The following is a 17434-nucleotide window of genomic DNA, read 5'->3' on the forward strand; positions in this document are numbered from 1 at the left end:
CTTGAGCTGATCCATTGTGGGAGCCGGTCTTGCCGGCGATAAGCTCACACTTACTTAACGACCTGCCCTACCCCACGCCCACGAGGGTCGGAAGCAGTTTCCAGGGCCGTACCCTTCACACGGATCGCCTGGATATCGCCCATCTCCCAACCCTGATCTTCCAGGGTGTAGCCCATCTTCTTCAGCTCATCCGCAACCTTGCCGGTCAACGGCGCATAAGCGTCGAAGTAGATGGTGTCCTTAGGCAGTAACTGGTGATGCACCCGCTGCGCCGCCACGGCTTTTTCCAGCGGCAGGTTGTAGTCGTACAGGTTGTTCAGTACCTGGAAGATCGAGGTGAAGATCCGCGAACCGCCAGGGGTACCTAGCACCAGAGTGACCTGACCATCACGAGTGACCAGGGTCGGGGCCATAGAGGAGAGCATGCGCTTGCCTGGCTCGATGGCATTGGCATCGCCACCGACCACACCGAAGGCGTTGGCCACACCCGGCTTGGAACTGAAGTCGTCCATCTCATCGTTGAGCAGGAAGCCCGCGCCTTTAACCACAACACCGCTGCCGTAATCCCAGTTCAGGGTGTAGGTGTTGCTGACCGCGTTACCCTGTTTGTCGACGATCGAGAAGTGCGTGGTCTGATGCGGCTCCAGGCCCGGACGGACTTTCTCGGTTTCCGAAATCGCCGTCGGATTGACCTCTTGGGCACGCTTGGCCAGATAATCCTTGGCGATCAACTTATCCACCGGCACGTTGGAGAACGCTGGGTCGCCCAGGTAATCGGCGCGGTCAGCGAACACGCGTTTCTCGATTTCCGCCAGCAGGTGAATGTAGCGCGCCGAGTTCAGGTCAACACCTTTGAAATCAGCAGCGCGGTTTTCCTTGATACCCAGCAGTTGCGCCAAGGCGATACCACCGGAACTTGGCAGTGGTGCGGTATAAACCATATTGCCGCGCCACTCGATGCCCATCGGCTCACGCCATACGGCTTTGTAATCCTTGAGGTCTTCTTTGCTGATCAGGCCCTTGTCGGCCTGCATCTGCGCCACCAGCAGGTCGGCGGTCTTACCTTGGTAGAACTCGCTGACACCCTTGTCGGCAATCCGCTCCAGGGTTTGTGCCAATTCCGGCTGCTTGAACGTCTCGCCGACTTTCATGCTGCCGAAGTAGTCATTGAAGTTGGTACTGTCCTTGAACAGGCCCAGTGCGTCTTCGCGGTACTGGTACTGCTTTGCCGCGATTTTGAAACCGTTCTTGGCATAGCCCACTGCTGGGGTGATCAGCTCGGCCCAAGGCAACTTGCCAAATTTCTGGTGCGCTTCCCACAACCCCATCACCGTCCCCGGTACACCCGCGGCACGGGAGCCGACCAGGCTCAGGTTTTCGATGATCTCGCCTTTTTCATCCAGGTACATGTTGCGGCTGGCGGCCTTGGGCGCCGTCTCGCGGTAGTCGAGGAAGTACGGCTTGCCATCCATGTACAGGGTCATGAAACCACCGCCGCCAATGTTGCCGGCTTCGGGGTACGTCACGGCTAGGGTGAAGGCGGTGGCGACTGCGGCGTCCACCGCGTTACCGCCTTTTTTCATTACATCGGCGGCTACCTGTGCAGCATATTGATCAGGTGCGGCCACCGCGCCACCTTCCAGGGTCACAGCGTAGGCCGATGAACTGGCGATTATCGCGGCACTCAGGCCCAGGGCTTGGAACATCACAACGCGCATGAGAGCTTCCTTGGTGTTGTTTTCGTTGAACAGCCATTAAGGCTTATGTCCGAAAACTAATCAAACACCGTAGGAAAAATCGCCGCGTACAGATAAATTCTGTCGCGGCGAGAGACTTCAACAGGCGTAGATCGCCAACTTGTGCTGGATGAAATCGAGAAAGCACTGAATGCGCAGGGCCAGTTGCGAGTTGCGGTAGTACACCGCATTGATCGGCTGGCGATAGCCGCTACTGTGCTCTGCCAGAATCACCTGCAAGCGCCCAGTGCGAATGTCTTCATGGGTCATGAAATGCGACAGGCAAACGATACCCTCGCCAGCCAACGCCAGCTCACGCAGGGTTTCGCCACTGGAGGCCGACAGGCTCGGGCGGATCAACAAACGATCACCCTCGATATGCCGCAGTGGCCAATGATTGAGGGTTTCGGTCTGGGTGAAGCCGAACAGCGAATGGGCGTGCAGATCTTCGACCCGCTCCGGCGTGCCATGGCGCGCCAGGTATTCGGGGCTGGCCAGCACGTTTAACGGACTGCAGCCGAGGGAGCGCGCATGCAGGCTGGAGTCGGCCAGTTCGCCGATGCGGATGGCAACATCTGTGCTTTGCTCGATCAGGTCGATGATCAAGTCACTGGTGTTGAGTTCCAGCTGGATCTGCGGGTACAACGCGCGAAACTCACCGACCCAGGGCACGATGGCGTGCAGCATGAACGGCAACGCAGCATTGATGCGCAGGCGCCCGGAGGGTATCTGGTGGTGCTGCGACAAGTGTTCTTCGAGCTCATCCATCTGCTGCAGGATCGACTTGGCCCGCTCGAAGAAGAAGCGGCCTTCTTCAGTGAGGTCCATACGCCGGGTGGTACGGTTGATCAGCGTTGTGCCGAGCTTGGTTTCCAGGCGCGACAGGGTCCGGCTGATCGCCGAAGGCGTCAGCCCGCCCTGTTCGGCGGCGGCGGAAATCGAGCCGCATTCGATCACCGAAACAAACACCTGCAATTCATCGGACCTGGCTTTCACGACTGTACCTCGGGATGGTCAACAGCCGTGATAGATAGCCGCTTGCCGTGGTCAACGCAAGGCTTCATCAGGCCTGGGCCTGGAAAACCTCGGCCAGGTGTTGCTCGTAGGCAGCCACCGCAGCCTCGACGTTCGGGCGCTTCATTACGTCCACCGCCAGGTAGGTCGGTAGGCCCGTCATGCCAAGAAACTGGTTGGCCTTGTGGAACGGGAAGTACACCGCATCGACACCTTTGCCTTCGAAGAAATCGCTCGGGTCATCAAAGGCCTGCTGTGGCGCATTCCAGGTCAGCGAGAGCATGTACTGCTTACCATGGATCAGACCACCGCTGCCGTACTTCTGCGAAGCATCGGAACGGGTGCGACCGTCGTTGGCGTAAAGGCTGCCGTGGCCGGCGGTGAAAACTTCGTCCAGGTACTGCTTCACGGTCCAAGGTGCGCCCATCCACCAACCGGGCATCTGATAGATGACGACATCCGCCCAGAGAAACTTCTCCACTTCTTCAGCGTTGTCATAACCGCCGTCGATGTAGGTGGTTTTGACGTCGAAACCGGCGCGATCAAGAAACGCCAGCGCGGCCTCGTGCAGGGTTTCGTTCAGACGGCCATCGGAGTGGGCGAATTTCTTACCACCGTTGAGCAGCAGGATCTTTTTCATGGTGTGCCTCATCTGGGTTCGATCCAAGGCCTGTCAGCCTGCGACCGAGTGAATTTGATGGCGGCAGAGTAGAGGTCGGAGTCGCGGGGAAAAAGCCGCAATGGGGCAAAATACATTTGACTAAAAAGCACGAATCTACTGCCTATTATTGCCTTAGAATCGATTCACCACTTCATTCAGAGGCTTCTTCATGAGCGAGCAATACGGCTTCATCCTCAAAGCCAAAACCCGTCCGGAAAAATCCGCAGCCTTCGAAGCGCTGTTTCGCGCCTACGTCGAGCCAAGCCGTCAGGAGCCCGGCTGCATCGAGTACCACATGCTGCGCGACAAGGAAGATCCGAGCCTGTTTGTGTTCTACGAGATCTGGGCCAGCAAGGCCGCGCTGGATGTGCACTCTGCCCTGCCGCATATGCAGCAGTTCTTCGAATCGCGCATGGACTACCTGGAACGCGACTTCGATATCCAGTTGATCGAGATGCTTAGTCCCTCTTCAGCTAGCCGCTGATCAACAAATGCGCGCCGAGCAGGGCCAAGCCAATAAAGAAGCAGCGCTTGAACACCGCGGCACTGATGCGTTGACGCAGCCATTGACCGCAAAACATGCCCAGCAGTGCCGGCGCCAACACCAGCAAAGACGCGCCCAGGGCTTGCGCGCCCAGTGCGCCTTGGCCCGCCAGGCCGAGCGCCAGGGCCAGGGTCGAGACGGTGAATGACAGGCCCAGGGCCTGAACCATCTCATCGCGGTTCAGGCTCAAGCTCTGCAGATAAGGCACCGCTGGAATCACGAAGACCCCGGTGCAAGCCGTGACCAGCCCAGTGCTCAGTCCGCATACCGGCCCGAGCCAGCGCTGATGCGCAGCTGCCAGGCTCAATCCTCGACCAAACAGACCGTACAGCGCATACACCAATAGCGCGCCCCCCAACGCCTGGGCCGCCAGTTCGCCACTGTTGATGCCCAGCCAGGTGCTGCCCAACAGGGTGCCGATAAAGATCATCACCTGCATTGGCCATAGCCTTTTCAGCAAGGCCCGCAAGTGCCCACCGGCCGCCAATTGCCAGAGGTTGGTCAAGGTCGACGGTACGATCAGCAACGCCGCAGCCTGCGCAGGCGACATAGCCAGACCGAGCAGGCCCATGGCAATGGTCGGCAGGCCCAGGCCGATTACCCCCTTGACCGCTCCAGCCAGCAAAAACGTCACGATCACCAACAGCGACAGTGCCGGCCCAATTTCCTGATAGAAGCCTAGTAATGTAGTCATGGCGCTATCCTGCACCTCGATACTCAGAGTGAAAATCTGCCATATACTCAGCCAGACTATTGTTCAGGCAGAGGCTGATGCATTTCGATCTGATTGACCTGCGCCTGTTCCAGCACACGCTGGACTGCGGCAACATCACCGCCGGTGCCCAGCGCAGCCACCTGTCGTTGCCGGCTGCCAGCGCACGCATCCGCGCCATGGAGAGCTCACTGGGCACGCCCCTGCTCGAGCGCAACCGCCGAGGTGTACAGGCCACGCCCGCCGGGCAGGCACTGCTGCAGCATGCACGGTTGATTGCCCAGCAGGTCGAACGCCTGCAATTCGACCTGGCGCAATACGCCCAAGGTCTGCAGGGTCAGGTGCGATTGCTGTGCAACACGGCAGCACTGAGCGAATACCTGCCGGAACTGCTCGCTGGTTTTCTCGAGCAGTACCCGGCCATCAACATCGACATCCACGAGCTACCGAGCCTGCGTATCGTCCAGGCCATCACTCAGGGCGTGGCGGATATTGGCATCGTCTCCAGCGCCGTGACCTGTGAACACCTGCAGACCCTGCCGTTTCGCGACGATCCACTGATGCTGATCATGCCCCCCACTCATCCTCTGGCCTACCATGCCAGCCTGCGTTTTGCCGACACCCTCGGTCATGGCTATGTCGGCCTGCAAGCGGACAGCGCCTTGGCCCTGCACCTTGAAGAACAGGCCCTGCACTTGGGACAGCGCCTGCAGGTGCGCGTGCGTGCCGACGGTTTTGACGGCGTGATCCGCATGGTCGCCCATGGTGCCGGCCTGGGCATCGTGCCGCTGGCAGCCGTGCAGCGTTGGCAGGGCGTACTGACGCTGCACAGCCTGGCCCTCGGCGAGCCTTGGGCCAAGCGCCAGTTGCGCCTGTGCAGTCGTGACTTTTCCAGCCTGCCTGGGCATGCGCGCACCTTGCTGGAATGTTTGAGTGCCAGCGCTGTTGCTCCGGCAGGTGCAATCCACCGACAATCGCCCCCGCGCACCTAGCTGTTGCTGCACTGATCGCCAACCGAGTCGTAAAGGGAGTTTCACCGTGCCGTCGATCTACCAGCTCAAACCCCGCTTCCAAGCGCTATTGCGCCCGACGGTCGAACGCTTGTACCAACGTGGCGTGAGCGCCAATCAGGTGACGCTGAGCGCCGCCGTGATTTCCGTAGTGCTCGGCCTGTTACTGGCCTGGCTCGCGCCTGCCACTTGGCTGTTCGCGCTGGTGCCGGTGTGGATGCTGCTGCGCATGGCTCTCAACGCCATTGACGGCATGCTCGCCCGCGAGTTCGGCCAGCAATCGAAGCTCGGTGCTTACTACAACGAACTCTGCGACCTGGTCGCCGACAGTGCCTTATACCTGCCCTTCGCCCTGCTGCCGGGCGTGTCGCCGGCACTGGTGGTGGTCGTTGTGCTCGCTGCGCTGATCAGTGAATACGCCGGCGTTATGGGCCCGCTGGTCGGTGCTGAGCGGCGCTACGACGGCCCCATGGGTAAGAGCGACCGCGCCTTTGTCTTCGGCGTGCTCGGCGCCGGCGTTGCCACCGGTCTGTTGGCGGCAACCTGGATCAATGGCGTGCTGCTGGTGATCTTGCTGCTCTCGCTCTATACCCTCTACAACCGGGTCAGCCGCGGTCTGGCGCAAACCCGCTGAAGCTCTTTGTGCCAGATAAGGATATTTGCCATGCGCAACGCTCAATCCCTGCGTTTTACCACCCACGACGGCGTCGAGCTGCATTACCGCCACTGGCCGGCCAGCGCTGCTGACGATCAGCCACGCCGCGCCGTCGTGCTGTTCCACCGTGGCCACGAACACGGTGGGCGTATGGCCCATCTGGTCGATGAGCTTGAACTGCCCGATCACCACTTCTTCGCCTGGGACGCCCGTGGCCATGGCCAGTCGCCTGGCGCCCGTGGCGACAGCCCGAGTTTTGCCTGCAGCGTGCGCGACGTGCAGACCTTCATCGAGCATATTGCCCTTGAGCACGACATCGTTGAAGAGGACATGGCCGTGCTGGCGCAAAGCGTCGGTGCCGTGCTGATCGCCGCCTGGGCCCACGACTATGCACCCAAGGTCCGTTGCCTGGTACTCGCCTCACCGGCCTTCAAGGTCAAGCTGTACGTACCGTTTGCCCGCCCTGGGCTGAAACTGATGCGTGCCTGGCGCGGCAACTTCTTCGTCAACAGTTACGTCAAGCCGCGCCTGCTCAGCCACGACCCCGAGCGCATCGCCTCGTATGAAAGCGACCCGCTGATCAGTCGACCGATTTCGGTAAACATGCTGCTTGGCCTGTATGAAGCCGCTGACCGCGTGGTGGCTGATGCCCAGGCGATCCAGGTGCCGACGCAGTTGCTTATTTCCGGCGCAGATTTCGTCGTCAAGCGCCAACCCCAAGAGCAGTTCTTCGACCGCCTGGGTAGCGTGCACAAAGAGAAGCACGTCCTCCCCGGGTTCTTCCACGACACCCTTGGCGAGCGCGACCGCAGTCATGCGCTGGCGCGGATCCACCGCTTTATCGAACACTGTTTCAGCCAGACGCCGCAGCGGCCTTCACTGCTCGATGCCGACCAACTGGGCGCTAGCTGCGCCGAGGCCGAAACCCTGGCCGCACCTTTGCCACGCAACTCACCGGCTGACCTCTATTGGCGCGCCACCCGCGCCGGCTTGCGACTCGGCAAAAGCCTGTCGGACGGGGTCAAATTAGGTTTCGACACCGGCTTCGATTCCGGCAGCACTCTGGACTACATCTATCGCAACCAGCCCACCGGCAAGGGGCCGATCGGGCGCATGATCGACCAAAACTACCTCAATGCCATCGGCTGGCGCGGCATCCGCCAACGCAAGCTGCATGTCGAGGAACTGCTGCGTCTGGCTATTGAACGCCTGCGCGAACAGGGCAAGCCTGTGGATATTGTCGATATTGCCGCCGGCCATGGCCGCTACATCCTCGAAGCGTTGCAAGGCCTGGAACAGCGCCCGGAGTCGATCCTACTGCGCGATTACAGCGAGCTGAATGTCCAGCAAGGCAGCGCGTTGATCGCCGAAAAGGGCTTGGCCGATATTACCCGTTTCGTCCAGGGCGATGCCTTCGATGCCCAGAGCCTGGCCAACCTTGATCCACGCCCTACCCTGGCGGTGGTCTCAGGCTTGTACGAACTGTTCGCCAGCAACCAGATGGTCGGCGATTCGCTCGGCGGCCTGGCCCAGGCAGTGGAGCCTGGTGGTTACCTGGTGTACACCGGTCAACCCTGGCACCCGCAGTTGGAGATGATTGCCCGCGCCCTGACCAGCCACCGTGCCGGCCAGGCCTGGGTGATGCGCCGACGCAGTCAGGTAGAGATGGATCAGTTGGTCGAGGCGGCAGGCTTTCGCAAGGTCTGCCAGCGTATCGACCAGTGGGGCATCTTCAGTGTCAGCCTGGCTCAGCGAGTCGTTGAATGAGCATCACGCGAGAGCCCGGTCTGATCAAGCGCGGCGTGCTTTGGCTGCTGCTACTCGGGCCGCTGTTCTTCCTCAGCTACGGTCTGAGCAACACCTACACAGCAGGACGCAGCGACGTTGGCAGTCTGGTATTCAACTGGGAAAGCAGCATCCCGCTGTGGCCCTGGACCATCATCCCGTACTGGTCGATCGACCTGCTTTACGGGCTGTCGTTCCTGCTGCCACTGTGCCGTCGGGAAATGGACCGCCACGCCCTGCGCCTGCTCAGTGCGCAGGTGATCTGCATCCTTGGCTTTCTGCTCTGGCCGCTGCGTTTCAGCGTCGAGCGGCCGGCGCTGGATGGCCTATTCGGTTTGCTGTTCGATGTGCTGATGGGCTTCGACAAACCATTCAATCAGGCGCCATCGCTGCACATCGCCTTGCTGGTGATCATCTGGGCGATGTTCGCCCGGCATGTCCACGCCTGGCTACCTCGCCTGCTTGTGCATGGCTGGATGGCGCTGATTGGCCTGTCAGTGCTGACCACCTGGCAACATCACTTCATCGACCTGCCCACTGGCGCCCTGGTGGGCGTGCTGTGTGTCTGGTTGTGGCCACTCGAAAGCCAGCCGGTGCTGCGCCATAGGGCGCTTACCCGCGACCCACGACGCTGGCGCTTGGCGCTTTGTTACGCCGCAGTGGCCGCCTTGTTAAGCGGACTGGCGGTGTATCTCGCGGGCGTCGCCTTGTGGCTGTTGTGGCCGGCGGTTGCGCTATTGGTGGTGGCGCTCAACTATGCGCAATTGGGTGCCGAAGGCTTCCAGAAGGGAGCTGATGGCCGGCTGTCCTATGCCGCACGCTGGCTGCTAGCACCTTACCTGATGGGTGCCTGGCTCAACTCACGCTGGTGGACACGTCGTCACCCCGAGGCTGATCAAGTGTGCGACGGGGTATACCTCGGGCGGATTCCGGGTAAAGGCCAAGCCGCGCACTTCGCCGCCATCGTCGACCTGTGTGCCGAATTGCCGGCCTCCGTTGCACCCGGCCAAGCGTATTGCGCCTTGCCCAGTCTTGATCTGGTGGTGCCCACTGCCGAGCGCTGCCGGGAAGCAGCGGCGGCTATCGAGCAACTGCGCAAACAGGGCCCGGTGCTGGTCTGCTGCGCTCTCGGTTACTCACGCAGCGCCAGCGCCGTGGCGGCCTGGCTGGTGCTCAGCGGGCGCTGCGCAAATGCCCGCCAAGCCCAGCAACGCATTAGCCAGGCACGCCCTGGCGTGGTCCTGCACCCACAGCACATACAGGTGATCGAACGCCTGCAAACGGAGCCTTGCCTGTGACCGGCCAAACGCCTCTGGCGGTGGTCGCCAGCCTACTCAAACGTGGTCGTCAGATCGAGCGCCTGGCCGACGGGATCAGCCTGCTGGCACTGTTTTTTGGCCTTGCGCCATTGCTGATCGGAGCGCACTCCCCGTGGTTCAGTGCCGCACTGTGCGCCCTACTCCTGTTGGCAGGTCTGCTGCAGAAGTTCTTCGCCGTCCGCGTAGCACTGGATGCCGATCTGTTTGCACAGCTGGCCACCTGCGGCGAGCAACTGGTGCAGCACACCCAGGCATTGGATCAGTCGCTATTCAGCCTTGGCCTCAAGGCCAGTCAGGTCGACAACCGTGACTGGCCCACGCGCAGCCGGGCGGCCATGCGCCTGTTACGTCAACAAGTGCTGTGTTTCACCGTGCAGGCCGTGCTCGCGCTGATCGCCATCGTGCTTTTGCCCTTGCTTCACTACGCCGGATAAGGACTTCGTCATGCTCGCCGCCCTCACCGCCTTTGCCATCACCTCGGTCGCCCGCCTGATCACCGGCGCTCGCGCCTTGTGGTTAGGCTGCACACCGCAACCGGTGCAACGGCTGTACTACGCCAACCACAGCAGCCACGGCGACTTCGTACTGATCTGGGCGTCGCTGCCGCAACTTCTGCGCCAGCGCACTCGCCCGGTCGCCGGTGCCGATTACTGGCAAAAGCCGGGCATTCGCCAGTTTCTGATCAAGCGCGTGTTCAATGGCGTGCTGATCGATCGCCAACACAGCGACGCCCAGAGCAGTCCTTTGCAACCAATCCAGGAGGCGCTGGCCCAAGGCGACTCGCTGATCTTCTTTCCCGAAGGCACCCGCAACCTCAGCGACGAGCCGCTGCTGCCCTTCAAGAGCGGTCTGTTCCACCTCGCCAGCACCAACCCGCAGGTGGAGGTGATCCCGGTGTGGATCGCCAACCTCAATCGAGTCATGCCCAAAGGGCGTGCCCTGCCCTTGCCGTTGCTCTGCACCTTGAGCTTTGGCGAGCCCCTGCAGTTGCTGGCCGATGAAAGCAAACACGCGTTTCTCGACCGGGCCCGCCAGGCCCTGTTAGCCCTGGCCCCGAAGGAATCCTGAGATGGACAACAACACACTATCGCTGTTCGCCGGCATCGGCGGCCTGCTGCTGTTCGCCAGCCTGATCGGCCGCTTGCTCAAATGGCGTGCGGGCCCGGGCCCGCATGCGGTGATCGACAACCTCAACGCGCGAATCAACGCCTGGTGGATGATGGTCCTGGTCATCGGCCTGGCCTTCCTGTTCGGCAAGCTCGGGGTGATTCTGCTGTTCTATTGTGTGTCGTTTTACGCCCTGCGCGAGTTTCTCACCCTCACACCGACACGACGCAGCGACTACCCGGCGCTGGTGGCGGCGTTCTATGTCGCCCTGCCGGTGCAGTACCTGTTGATTGCCATGGACTGGTACGGCCTGTTCAGCATTTTCATTCCGGTCTACCTGTTCCTGCTGCTGCCGATCCTGGCCAGCTTCGGCGGCGACACCACACGCTTCCTTGAGCGGGCCTCGAAAGTTCAATGGGGGTTGATGATCGCGGTCTATTGCCTGTCCTCGGTACCGGCTTTGATGACCCTGGATATACCCGGATACGAAGGTCGCAACCTGCTGCTGATTGCCTGGCTGATCCTCGTGGTGCAGATCTCCGATGTGCTCCAGTACGTCTGCGGCAAGCTGTTCGGCAAGCACAAGGTCGCCCCTAATCTATCGCCTTCAAAGACTGTCGAAGGCCTGGTCGGCGGCGTGGCGCTGGCGACCCTGATCGGTGCCACCTTGTGCTGGATCACCCCCTTCAGCTTCTGGCAGGCGGCGCTGATGGCCTTGACTGTGAACCTGATGGGCTTTGCCGGCGGTCTGGTCATGTCGGCAATCAAGCGTGACCGCGGAGTGAAGGACTGGGGACATATGATCGAAGGTCACGGCGGCATGCTCGACCGCATGGACTCAGTATGCTTCGCTGCGCCGGTATTCTTCCACTTCGTACGCTACTGGTGGGCCTAAGCGCTACAACCTTGATTGATAAGCTTCGGTTTGCGTTCGTCATCGAACCGGGAATGAAAGGCACTCCGGAAGTGGTGGAGACGGTGCGCAAGTATTTCGTTTTCGCCTGATTGGCAACCCGTCGCTGGCAACGCCAGCTCCTCCAGAATTAAAGTGTGCGCAGTCCCTGGGGGAGCCAGCATTGCTGGCGATGCCTTACTCCGGCTTGCGATAACCCTCAACAATTGCCGAAAAATCCTTGCCGCCATCACCGCGCAGGCTCATGGCCTGATACAGCTGCTGCGCCAATGCGCCCATGATCACCGGCTGATGTGCCTGACGCGCCGCTTCCGTCGCCAGGCCCAGATCCTTGAGCATCAGTTCTGCCCCGAAGCCGCCGGTATAGCCCCGCGAAGCCGGTGCGGTTTCGATGATGCCGGGCCAAGGGTTGTAGGTGTCCGAACTCCAGCAACGCCCGGTCGAGCTATTGATGATGCCCGCCAGCACCTGGGTGTCGATACCCAGGGCATTGCCCAGGGCCATGGCTTCGGATACACCAATCATCGAAATGCCCAGTAGCAGGTTGTTGCAGATTTTGGCGATCTGCCCAGTACCTACTTCACCACAATGGACAATGTTACGGCCCATTTGTGCCAGCACCGGCTGCAGGGTGGCGAACAGTTCATCGCTGGCGCCAACCATGAAGGTCAACGTGCCTGCCGCCGCCCCGCCGGTGCCACCGGATACTGGCGCATCGGCGAGGTCCACACCTTGCTTGGCGGCCGCTGCCGACACTTCGCGCGCGGTCTGCGGATCAATGGTGCTGCAATCGACCACTGGCGTCCCGGCACGCACTCCGGCCAGCACGCCGTCCTCGCCCAAGTACACACCGCGCACATGCGCAGCGGCTGGCAGCATGGTAATGACCAGCTCGCTCTGCTGCGCAGCATCACGCGGCGAAGTGCTGATCTGCCCACCAAGCTCAGCAAGCTCGGCGAGTACAGTCTTGTTCAGGTCGAACAGGTTCAACTGATGGCCGGCCTTGATCAAGTTGCGCGCCATCGGCGCGCCCATGTTGCCCAAGCCGATAAATGCGATACGCATAATGAACTCCTTAGCGCAGGCTGATGGTGGTGTTCACACCGTCGTTGACGCTGTCGTCATCAAACCAGCGGCTGGTGACGGTCTTGGTCTGAGTGTAGAACTGCACCACTTGCTTGCCGTACGGGCCCAGATCGCCAAGCTTGGAGCCACGCGAGCCGGTGAAGCTGAAGAACGGCACTGGCACCGGAATCGGGATATTGATGCCGACCTGACCGACGTCGATTTCGTTCTGGAACTTGCGCGCCGCCGCACCGCTCTGGGTAAACAGGCCTGTGCCGTTGCCGAAGGGGTTGCGGTTGACCAGGGCGATGGCTTCGTCAAGGGTATCGACTTCCAGCACCACCAGCACCGGACCGAAGATTTCCTGGGTGTAGATCTGCATGTCGGTGGTCACCCCAGAGAACAGGGTCGGGCCGACGAAGTTGCCTTGCTCGTAACCCGGCACGCTGACATCGCGACCGTCGAGTTCGAGCGTGGCGCCTTCCTTGATACCGCTTTCGATCAAGCCCAGCACACGTTCCTTGGCACGCTTGGAAATCAGCGGGCCGACATCAGTACCTGGCTCATTACCAGCGTTGACCTTGAGGTTGGCGGCCAGTGCCTTGAGCTCAGGCAGCCACTCGCGGGCCTTGCCCACCAACACTGCAACTGATGTGGCCATGCAGCGTTGACCCGCCGCGCCGAAGCCTGCGCCGACCAGGGCGTTGAGGGTTTGGGTGCGGTTAGCATCCGGCAGGACCACCGCGTGGTTCTTCGCGCCCATCATCGACTGAACGCGCTTGCCGTGCTGGCCAGCGAGGTTGTAGACGTGGGTGCCGACTTCAGTGGAACCGACGAAGGAAATAGCCTTGATGTCGGTGTGGGTGCACAAGGCGTCGACCACCTGCTTGCCACCGTGTACCACGTTAAGCACCCCCGCCGGCACACCGGCTTCCAGCGCCAGCTCAACCAGCAGCATGGTCGACAGCGGATCCTGTTCCGACGGTTTGAGCACGAAGGTGTTGCCGCAGACGATGGCCATCGGGAACATCCACAGCGGGATCATTGCCGGGAAGTTGAACGGCGTGATGCCAGCGCAGACACCGATCGGCTGGCGCAGGGTGTAGGTATCGACACCACCGGCAACGTTTTCAGCGAACTCGCCCATCTGCAGGGTTCCGATGCTGCATGCGTGCTCAACCACTTCCAGGCCGCGAAAAATATCGCCTTCGGCGTCGGCAATGGTCTTGCCCTGCTCTGCACTGAGAACCACGGCGATGCGCTTGGAGTGTTCACGGATCAGCGCCTGCAGCTTGAGCATGATGCGCATACGCGCACCGATCGGGGTGTCGCGCCAGGTTTTGAAGGCACGTTGACCGGCGGCGATCGCCGCATCGACTTCTTCAGCCGTGGCGAATGGCACACGGGCCAGCACTTGTTGAGTGGCCGGGTTAACCACGTCGCGCCATTCGTTGGTTTTCGACTCGACCCACTGGCCGTCGATCAGCAACTTGACCTGCTCGACCTTGGTCTGGCCGGGAGTGAGGGATGCGTTCATGTGCGTTCTCCTGAAATTGTTGTTAGGGAGAGATCGACGCCGCCGGGTCAGCCACGACGGGCGCTTGGGTTTAGGGCTTGTTTTGCAGTATAGATGTGCAAAGATCCAATAAGAACGCACATAAAAGCCGGACCATCATGCAAAAAAACATCACCTCTCTAGGCGCCTTGAACTGGGATGACCTGAAGTTCTTTCTCGAAGTGGCCCGTACCCGCAAGGCCAGCAGCGCGGCCAAACGCCTGGGGGTGGACTACACCACGGTGTCGCGGCGAATCAGTTCGCTGGAAGGGGCGCTGGGCACCTTGTTGTTTGAAAAATCGCGGACCAACGGCTTTGTCCTGACCACCGAAGGCACGCGCCTGCTCAGCTACGCCGAGTCGATCGAAAGTACCCTGCACATGGCTTGCGAGCAGGTTTCAGGATCTGGCGTGGCACTTTCCGGGCATGTGCGCATGGGCTGCACCGAGGGCTTTGGCAGCTTCTTCGTCACCCCACAGTTGAGCCACTTCGTCGACGCCTACCCAGCCATTTCAGTCGACATCCTGCCGCTGCCACACTTCATCAGCCTGTCCAAGCGCGAAGCCGACATCGTTATTGCCCTGGAGCGCCCGGAGCATGGCCCCTATGTCTGCTGCAAGCTATGCGACTACCGCCTGCGCCTGTACGCCACTCAAGAGTACCTGGACAGCCACGAGCCGATCACGCGCAGCAGCGACCTGGCCCGGCATCAGTTCATCAGTTACGTCGATGACCTGGCCTTCAGCTCAGAACTGCTGTACCTGGCCAATCTGATTCCGGCCGCCAGCGCCAACTTGCGAAGCACCAGCGTGATCGCTCAGTACGTGGCAGCGCAGCAGGGTCGGGGCCTGGCGATTCTGCCGTGTTTTCTGGCCGCACAAGATCCGCGCCTGGTGGCGATCCTGCCCGAAGAGGTGGAGATTACCCGGCAGTTCTGGATGTACTGCCGCGAGGATTTGCGCAAGTTGAAGCGGATTACTCTGTTGTGGGATTACATCCGCGAAACGACTGAGCAGAATCAAGGGCTGATGATGGGTGAGAGTCGGGCGATGTTGTTTGCCGACTATCAGTTCTTCAAGGAAATCAGGTAGCGGATTCGTAACGAGGTCCACAGCCTTTGGCAATACGTTGTATCAGTGTTTGATATCCAACTTGTAACACCCGACGCTTGCATTCTGCCCCCCCAATGGAGTCACCCCACTCAAGCAGCCACTGATGATCTTTAACTTTTGAGAATCGTCCTACAGACATGCCGAACACCCATGAAGTAGCGTCCTGTCGCACTTAAATGGCGAAACATGGATCGTCAATTCGCACAGGAGGTGTTATGGCGGTTGAAAGCCCACTCCCGAGTTATAAGGGATGTAATGGGATAGACGGTAACAGGCGACATACCGAGGCGAAAGAGGCAGCAAAGGCGGCGTGGGCCAGGACTGTGGCCGCGAACGCTCGAAACGAACGGGAAGCTGACGCACGTAGAAAGGCGATCAAGAAACCGGAGGATGTCAGGCCAGTCGGCTGCGTTTTCGCCAAGAGTTGCAACCTCCCTGACGGCATAATCAATCACAACAATCCTTCCGATTTTATCCCGCTTGAGAAGCTGTCTGACTACGGACTGTGGGCTGTGCTTGGCACTGGGGCTGCAATCACAGCCGAAGGCACCTCGCTTCAGGTAGTGGGAGGGTCTGTTACGGGCGGAGCTCTCGCCCAGCGATTGCGGGGTACTCTCGCATTGAGTTTGTTGGAGGGTGTTGGAGCACTTGCAGCGAGTACGGCTGTAGGCACCCTTGCACTTCTGATGCCGAACACAAGCATTGCACCCGACAGCGCCTTCTATACGAAAGATCAGTACGCAACACTTGCTGCTGGCCGCACCCGTGTTCGTGTAAACGTGAAGACCTTGCCAGATGGGTCTGTTGACGTATACGGATTTTATACGGGCGGCAAAACGGATTGGGAAAACGTCCCCGTTATCAAGGCCACCAAGGACGGCGAGAAGTATGTTGCTGACATCGGCAACGGTATTGGCCTCACTTGGATACCATCAGCAAGCCCTGACGGTGTACTAGGTATTCCTGCTCTGGAAGGCGCCCCACAATTACCTCCTGTGTGGGTGTATCCGCCGAACGAGCAGGCCAATAAGATACTGGTGAATCCAGTACACCCGCCAGACTATCAAGACACAATTGTCACATTTCCAGACACCGACATTCAGCCGATTTATATCTCACTGAATGTCCCAGGTGACCATAGCTATCATCCTGCGCCTAAAGGACTGACGGCATTTCCTGATGCAGTGAGGGAGAAATCAAAAAGCAATGTTCAAGGTGGTGGTAAAAAGCGTACTCGCTGGAAAGACTCTAAAGGGCGGATTTACGAGTGGGACAGCCAGCACGGGGCAGTTGAAATGTACGATAAACAAGGCAAACATTTGGGCGAGTACAATCCAGAGACTGGCGAACAAAACAAGTCTGCAAAACTGGGAAGAACCACTCCCAAATAGACCGAGAGGTAGTTATGTACTTGTGCATCACCGGATTTTTGCCTGACAGCTTTCAAGATAGCTCGTTGAAGTACGAGCTGGACGTGGCGCCAGTATTTGAACAAAAGGTAATGGACATTTTAGGTTGGAAGAGTCTTGCCGCTGAAGCTGATGGGGAGCTACCACTAACAAGTGAGCAGGTCAGCCAGATCGCCAATGCGATCAAAGAAACTCTGCCAGACAACCTCGACATGTTTATTGGTGTTGTTGCGTAGCATCATAGGCCGCGACAACCACCATGCAGATGTAGCCCGCCCACACTAAAGGACTGTCATCCTGCACGGCGGTAAACTGAAGGTGTGCGTTTGCCGATTAGTCGGAAGCGACCACGATAGCCACCCGACGGTTTTCCATACGCCCGGCGCGGGTGTCATTGCTGGCCACCGGTTCGCGGCTGCCCAGGCCACGAGTTTCGACGTTTTCTGGGCGCATGCCAACGGAAGTCAGGACGTTGGCCACACTCTTGGCTCGGCGCAGTGACAGTTGTTCGTTGTAAGCAGCCCTACCCGAAGCATCGGTATGGCCATCAACCCGCACGCGCTGGATGTCTACCGACAGCAGTGACCTGCCAATGCGCTCGACAATACTCCGGCTTTCATTATTGAGCGAATCCAGGTCGCTACCAAACAACACCTTGCTCGACAGGCCGAACTCCCAGCCTTCGTCAGTCAAGCGAAAGCCTTCCTGTTTGAGCACAGCAATCTGTTCAGGCGTCAGGCCCTTGGGCGGCACACTCTGGCAGCCGCTCAGCGCCAGCAATAGCAGGGCCAGGCAGACAAAGTGGGTACGCAGATTTCGACTCAGGTGTATCACGGT

The 17434-nt window shown here is 60.0% G+C and carries 18 protein-coding genes and 1 pseudogene; 12 read left to right on the forward strand and 7 right to left on the reverse strand.

Features of this window, described 5'->3' with window-relative positions:
- Positions 1 to 50: 50 nt before the first annotated feature.
- The 3 genes from ggt to ACQRAX_RS14245 all read right to left on the reverse strand — a co-directional run bounded on the left by ggt (position 51) and on the right by ACQRAX_RS14245 (position 3390).
- A complete protein-coding gene (ggt, locus tag ACQRAX_RS14235) occupies positions 51 to 1718 on the reverse strand; it encodes a gamma-glutamyltransferase (protein WP_412038466.1) in 1668 nt (555 codons plus the stop codon).
- Between the two features lie 117 nt (positions 1719 to 1835).
- Complete coding sequence (locus ACQRAX_RS14240) at positions 1836 to 2732, reverse strand: LysR substrate-binding domain-containing protein (protein WP_412038465.1); 897 nt, start codon at positions 2730 to 2732, stop codon at positions 1836 to 1838.
- A gap of 67 nt (positions 2733 to 2799) precedes the next feature.
- Positions 2800 to 3390 carry an NAD(P)H-dependent oxidoreductase gene (locus tag ACQRAX_RS14245; RefSeq protein ID WP_412038464.1) on the reverse strand — a complete coding sequence of 197 codons (591 nt, stop codon included), beginning with the start codon at positions 3388 to 3390 and terminating at the stop codon, positions 2800 to 2802.
- Between the two features lie 190 nt (positions 3391 to 3580).
- Between ACQRAX_RS14245 and ACQRAX_RS14250 the strand changes: the two genes are divergently transcribed.
- Positions 3581 to 3895, forward strand: a complete 315-nt coding sequence (locus ACQRAX_RS14250; protein WP_412038463.1) for a putative quinol monooxygenase — start codon at positions 3581 to 3583, stop codon at positions 3893 to 3895.
- On the opposite strand, the gene ACQRAX_RS14255 is transcribed toward ACQRAX_RS14250, so the two are convergent.
- On the reverse strand, positions 3885 to 4649 hold the full coding sequence (locus tag ACQRAX_RS14255; RefSeq protein WP_412038462.1) for a sulfite exporter TauE/SafE family protein: 765 nt from the start codon (positions 4647 to 4649) through the stop codon (positions 3885 to 3887). The genes ACQRAX_RS14250 and ACQRAX_RS14255 overlap by 11 nt on opposite strands.
- Before the next feature lie 77 nt (positions 4650 to 4726).
- Here ACQRAX_RS14255 and ACQRAX_RS14260 point away from each other — a divergent pair, with 77 nt between their 5' ends.
- From ACQRAX_RS14260 to ACQRAX_RS14295, 8 genes and pseudogenes are all read left to right on the forward strand, one after another.
- A complete protein-coding gene (locus tag ACQRAX_RS14260) occupies positions 4727 to 5659 on the forward strand; it encodes a LysR substrate-binding domain-containing protein (protein WP_412038461.1) in 933 nt (310 codons plus the stop codon).
- A 46-nt stretch (positions 5660 to 5705) separates the two neighbouring features.
- Positions 5706 to 6311, forward strand: coding sequence for a CDP-alcohol phosphatidyltransferase family protein (locus ACQRAX_RS14265; protein ID WP_412038460.1), 606 nt, complete (start codon positions 5706 to 5708; stop codon positions 6309 to 6311).
- A 30-nt stretch (positions 6312 to 6341) separates the two neighbouring features.
- Complete coding sequence (locus ACQRAX_RS14270) at positions 6342 to 8099, forward strand: bifunctional alpha/beta hydrolase/class I SAM-dependent methyltransferase (RefSeq protein ID WP_412038459.1); 1758 nt, start codon at positions 6342 to 6344, stop codon at positions 8097 to 8099.
- A complete protein-coding gene (locus tag ACQRAX_RS14275) occupies positions 8096 to 9415 on the forward strand; it encodes a phosphatase PAP2/dual specificity phosphatase family protein (RefSeq protein WP_412038458.1) in 1320 nt (439 codons plus the stop codon). The genes ACQRAX_RS14270 and ACQRAX_RS14275 overlap by 4 nt, the downstream gene beginning before the upstream one ends.
- Positions 9412 to 9870, forward strand: a complete 459-nt coding sequence (locus ACQRAX_RS14280; protein ID WP_412038457.1) for a hypothetical protein — start codon at positions 9412 to 9414, stop codon at positions 9868 to 9870. Before ACQRAX_RS14275 ends, ACQRAX_RS14280 begins: the two co-directional genes overlap by 4 nt.
- Before the next feature lie 10 nt (positions 9871 to 9880).
- Positions 9881 to 10504 (forward strand): lysophospholipid acyltransferase family protein, encoded by a 624-nt coding sequence (locus tag ACQRAX_RS14285; RefSeq protein ID WP_412038456.1) that lies wholly within the window; start codon positions 9881 to 9883, stop codon positions 10502 to 10504.
- Position 10505: 1 nt separating this feature from the next.
- A complete protein-coding gene (locus ACQRAX_RS14290; RefSeq protein ID WP_412038455.1) occupies positions 10506 to 11438 on the forward strand; it encodes a phosphatidate cytidylyltransferase in 933 nt (310 codons plus the stop codon).
- A 35-nt stretch (positions 11439 to 11473) separates the two neighbouring features.
- Positions 11474 to 11548, forward strand: a pseudogene (locus ACQRAX_RS14295) (cupin domain-containing protein); the annotation flags it as partial.
- A gap of 85 nt (positions 11549 to 11633) precedes the next feature.
- On the opposite strand, the gene mmsB reads toward ACQRAX_RS14295, so the two are convergent.
- Together mmsB and ACQRAX_RS14305 are read right to left on the reverse strand one after the other, a co-directional pair.
- Positions 11634 to 12521, reverse strand: coding sequence for a 3-hydroxyisobutyrate dehydrogenase (gene mmsB, locus ACQRAX_RS14300; protein WP_412038454.1), 888 nt, complete (start codon positions 12519 to 12521; stop codon positions 11634 to 11636).
- Positions 12522 to 12531: 10 nt separating this feature from the next.
- Positions 12532 to 14058, reverse strand: coding sequence for a CoA-acylating methylmalonate-semialdehyde dehydrogenase (locus tag ACQRAX_RS14305; protein ID WP_412038453.1), 1527 nt, complete (start codon positions 14056 to 14058; stop codon positions 12532 to 12534).
- Positions 14059 to 14195: 137 nt separating this feature from the next.
- Between ACQRAX_RS14305 and ACQRAX_RS14310 the strand changes: the two genes are divergently transcribed.
- The 3 genes from ACQRAX_RS14310 to ACQRAX_RS14320 all read left to right on the forward strand — a co-directional run bounded on the left by ACQRAX_RS14310 (position 14196) and on the right by ACQRAX_RS14320 (position 16833).
- Positions 14196 to 15167, forward strand: coding sequence for a LysR family transcriptional regulator (locus ACQRAX_RS14310; RefSeq protein WP_412038452.1), 972 nt, complete (start codon positions 14196 to 14198; stop codon positions 15165 to 15167).
- 236 nt (positions 15168 to 15403) lie between these two features.
- A complete protein-coding gene (locus tag ACQRAX_RS14315) occupies positions 15404 to 16579 on the forward strand; it encodes a colicin E3/pyocin S6 family cytotoxin (protein ID WP_412038451.1) in 1176 nt (391 codons plus the stop codon).
- A gap of 14 nt (positions 16580 to 16593) precedes the next feature.
- Positions 16594 to 16833, forward strand: coding sequence for a pyocin S6 family toxin immunity protein (locus tag ACQRAX_RS14320; RefSeq protein ID WP_412038450.1), 240 nt, complete (start codon positions 16594 to 16596; stop codon positions 16831 to 16833).
- A gap of 97 nt (positions 16834 to 16930) precedes the next feature.
- Here the strand turns inward: ACQRAX_RS14320 and ACQRAX_RS14325 are convergent, their stop codons facing one another.
- Positions 16931 to 17431, reverse strand: a complete 501-nt coding sequence (locus ACQRAX_RS14325; RefSeq protein WP_412038449.1) for an OmpA family protein — start codon at positions 17429 to 17431, stop codon at positions 16931 to 16933.
- Between the last annotated feature and the right edge of the window lie 3 nt (positions 17432 to 17434).

Source organism: Pseudomonas sp. UM16 (assembly GCF_050312595.1).
Classification (GTDB): domain Bacteria; phylum Pseudomonadota; class Gammaproteobacteria; order Pseudomonadales; family Pseudomonadaceae; genus Aquipseudomonas.

What these genes read in the sequence shown, in the direction of transcription:
- ggt (WP_412038466.1), bottom strand. Translation starts at nt 1,718, where the DNA reads ATGCGCGTTGTGATGTTCCAAGCCCTGGGCCTGAGTGCCGCGATAATC.
- ACQRAX_RS14245 (WP_412038464.1), bottom strand. Translation starts at nt 3,390, where the DNA reads ATGAAAAAGATCCTGCTGCTCAACGGTGGTAAGAAATTCGCCCACTCC.
- ACQRAX_RS14250 (WP_412038463.1), top strand. Translation starts at nt 3,581, where the DNA reads ATGAGCGAGCAATACGGCTTCATCCTCAAAGCCAAAACCCGTCCGGAA.
- ACQRAX_RS14255 (WP_412038462.1), bottom strand. Translation starts at nt 4,649, where the DNA reads ATGACTACATTACTAGGCTTCTATCAGGAAATTGGGCCGGCACTGTCG.
- ACQRAX_RS14260 (WP_412038461.1), top strand. Translation starts at nt 4,727, where the DNA reads ATGCATTTCGATCTGATTGACCTGCGCCTGTTCCAGCACACGCTGGAC.
- ACQRAX_RS14270 (WP_412038459.1), top strand. Translation starts at nt 6,342, where the DNA reads ATGCGCAACGCTCAATCCCTGCGTTTTACCACCCACGACGGCGTCGAG.
- ACQRAX_RS14275 (WP_412038458.1), top strand. Translation starts at nt 8,096, where the DNA reads ATGAGCATCACGCGAGAGCCCGGTCTGATCAAGCGCGGCGTGCTTTGG.
- ACQRAX_RS14285 (WP_412038456.1), top strand. Translation starts at nt 9,881, where the DNA reads ATGCTCGCCGCCCTCACCGCCTTTGCCATCACCTCGGTCGCCCGCCTG.
- ACQRAX_RS14290 (WP_412038455.1), top strand. Translation starts at nt 10,506, where the DNA reads ATGGACAACAACACACTATCGCTGTTCGCCGGCATCGGCGGCCTGCTG.
- mmsB (WP_412038454.1), bottom strand. Translation starts at nt 12,521, where the DNA reads ATGCGTATCGCATTTATCGGCTTGGGCAACATGGGCGCGCCGATGGCG.
- ACQRAX_RS14305 (WP_412038453.1), bottom strand. Translation starts at nt 14,058, where the DNA reads ATGAACGCATCCCTCACTCCCGGCCAGACCAAGGTCGAGCAGGTCAAG.
- ACQRAX_RS14310 (WP_412038452.1), top strand. Translation starts at nt 14,196, where the DNA reads ATGCAAAAAAACATCACCTCTCTAGGCGCCTTGAACTGGGATGACCTG.
- ACQRAX_RS14315 (WP_412038451.1), top strand. Translation starts at nt 15,404, where the DNA reads ATGGCGGTTGAAAGCCCACTCCCGAGTTATAAGGGATGTAATGGGATA.
- ACQRAX_RS14320 (WP_412038450.1), top strand. Translation starts at nt 16,594, where the DNA reads ATGTACTTGTGCATCACCGGATTTTTGCCTGACAGCTTTCAAGATAGC.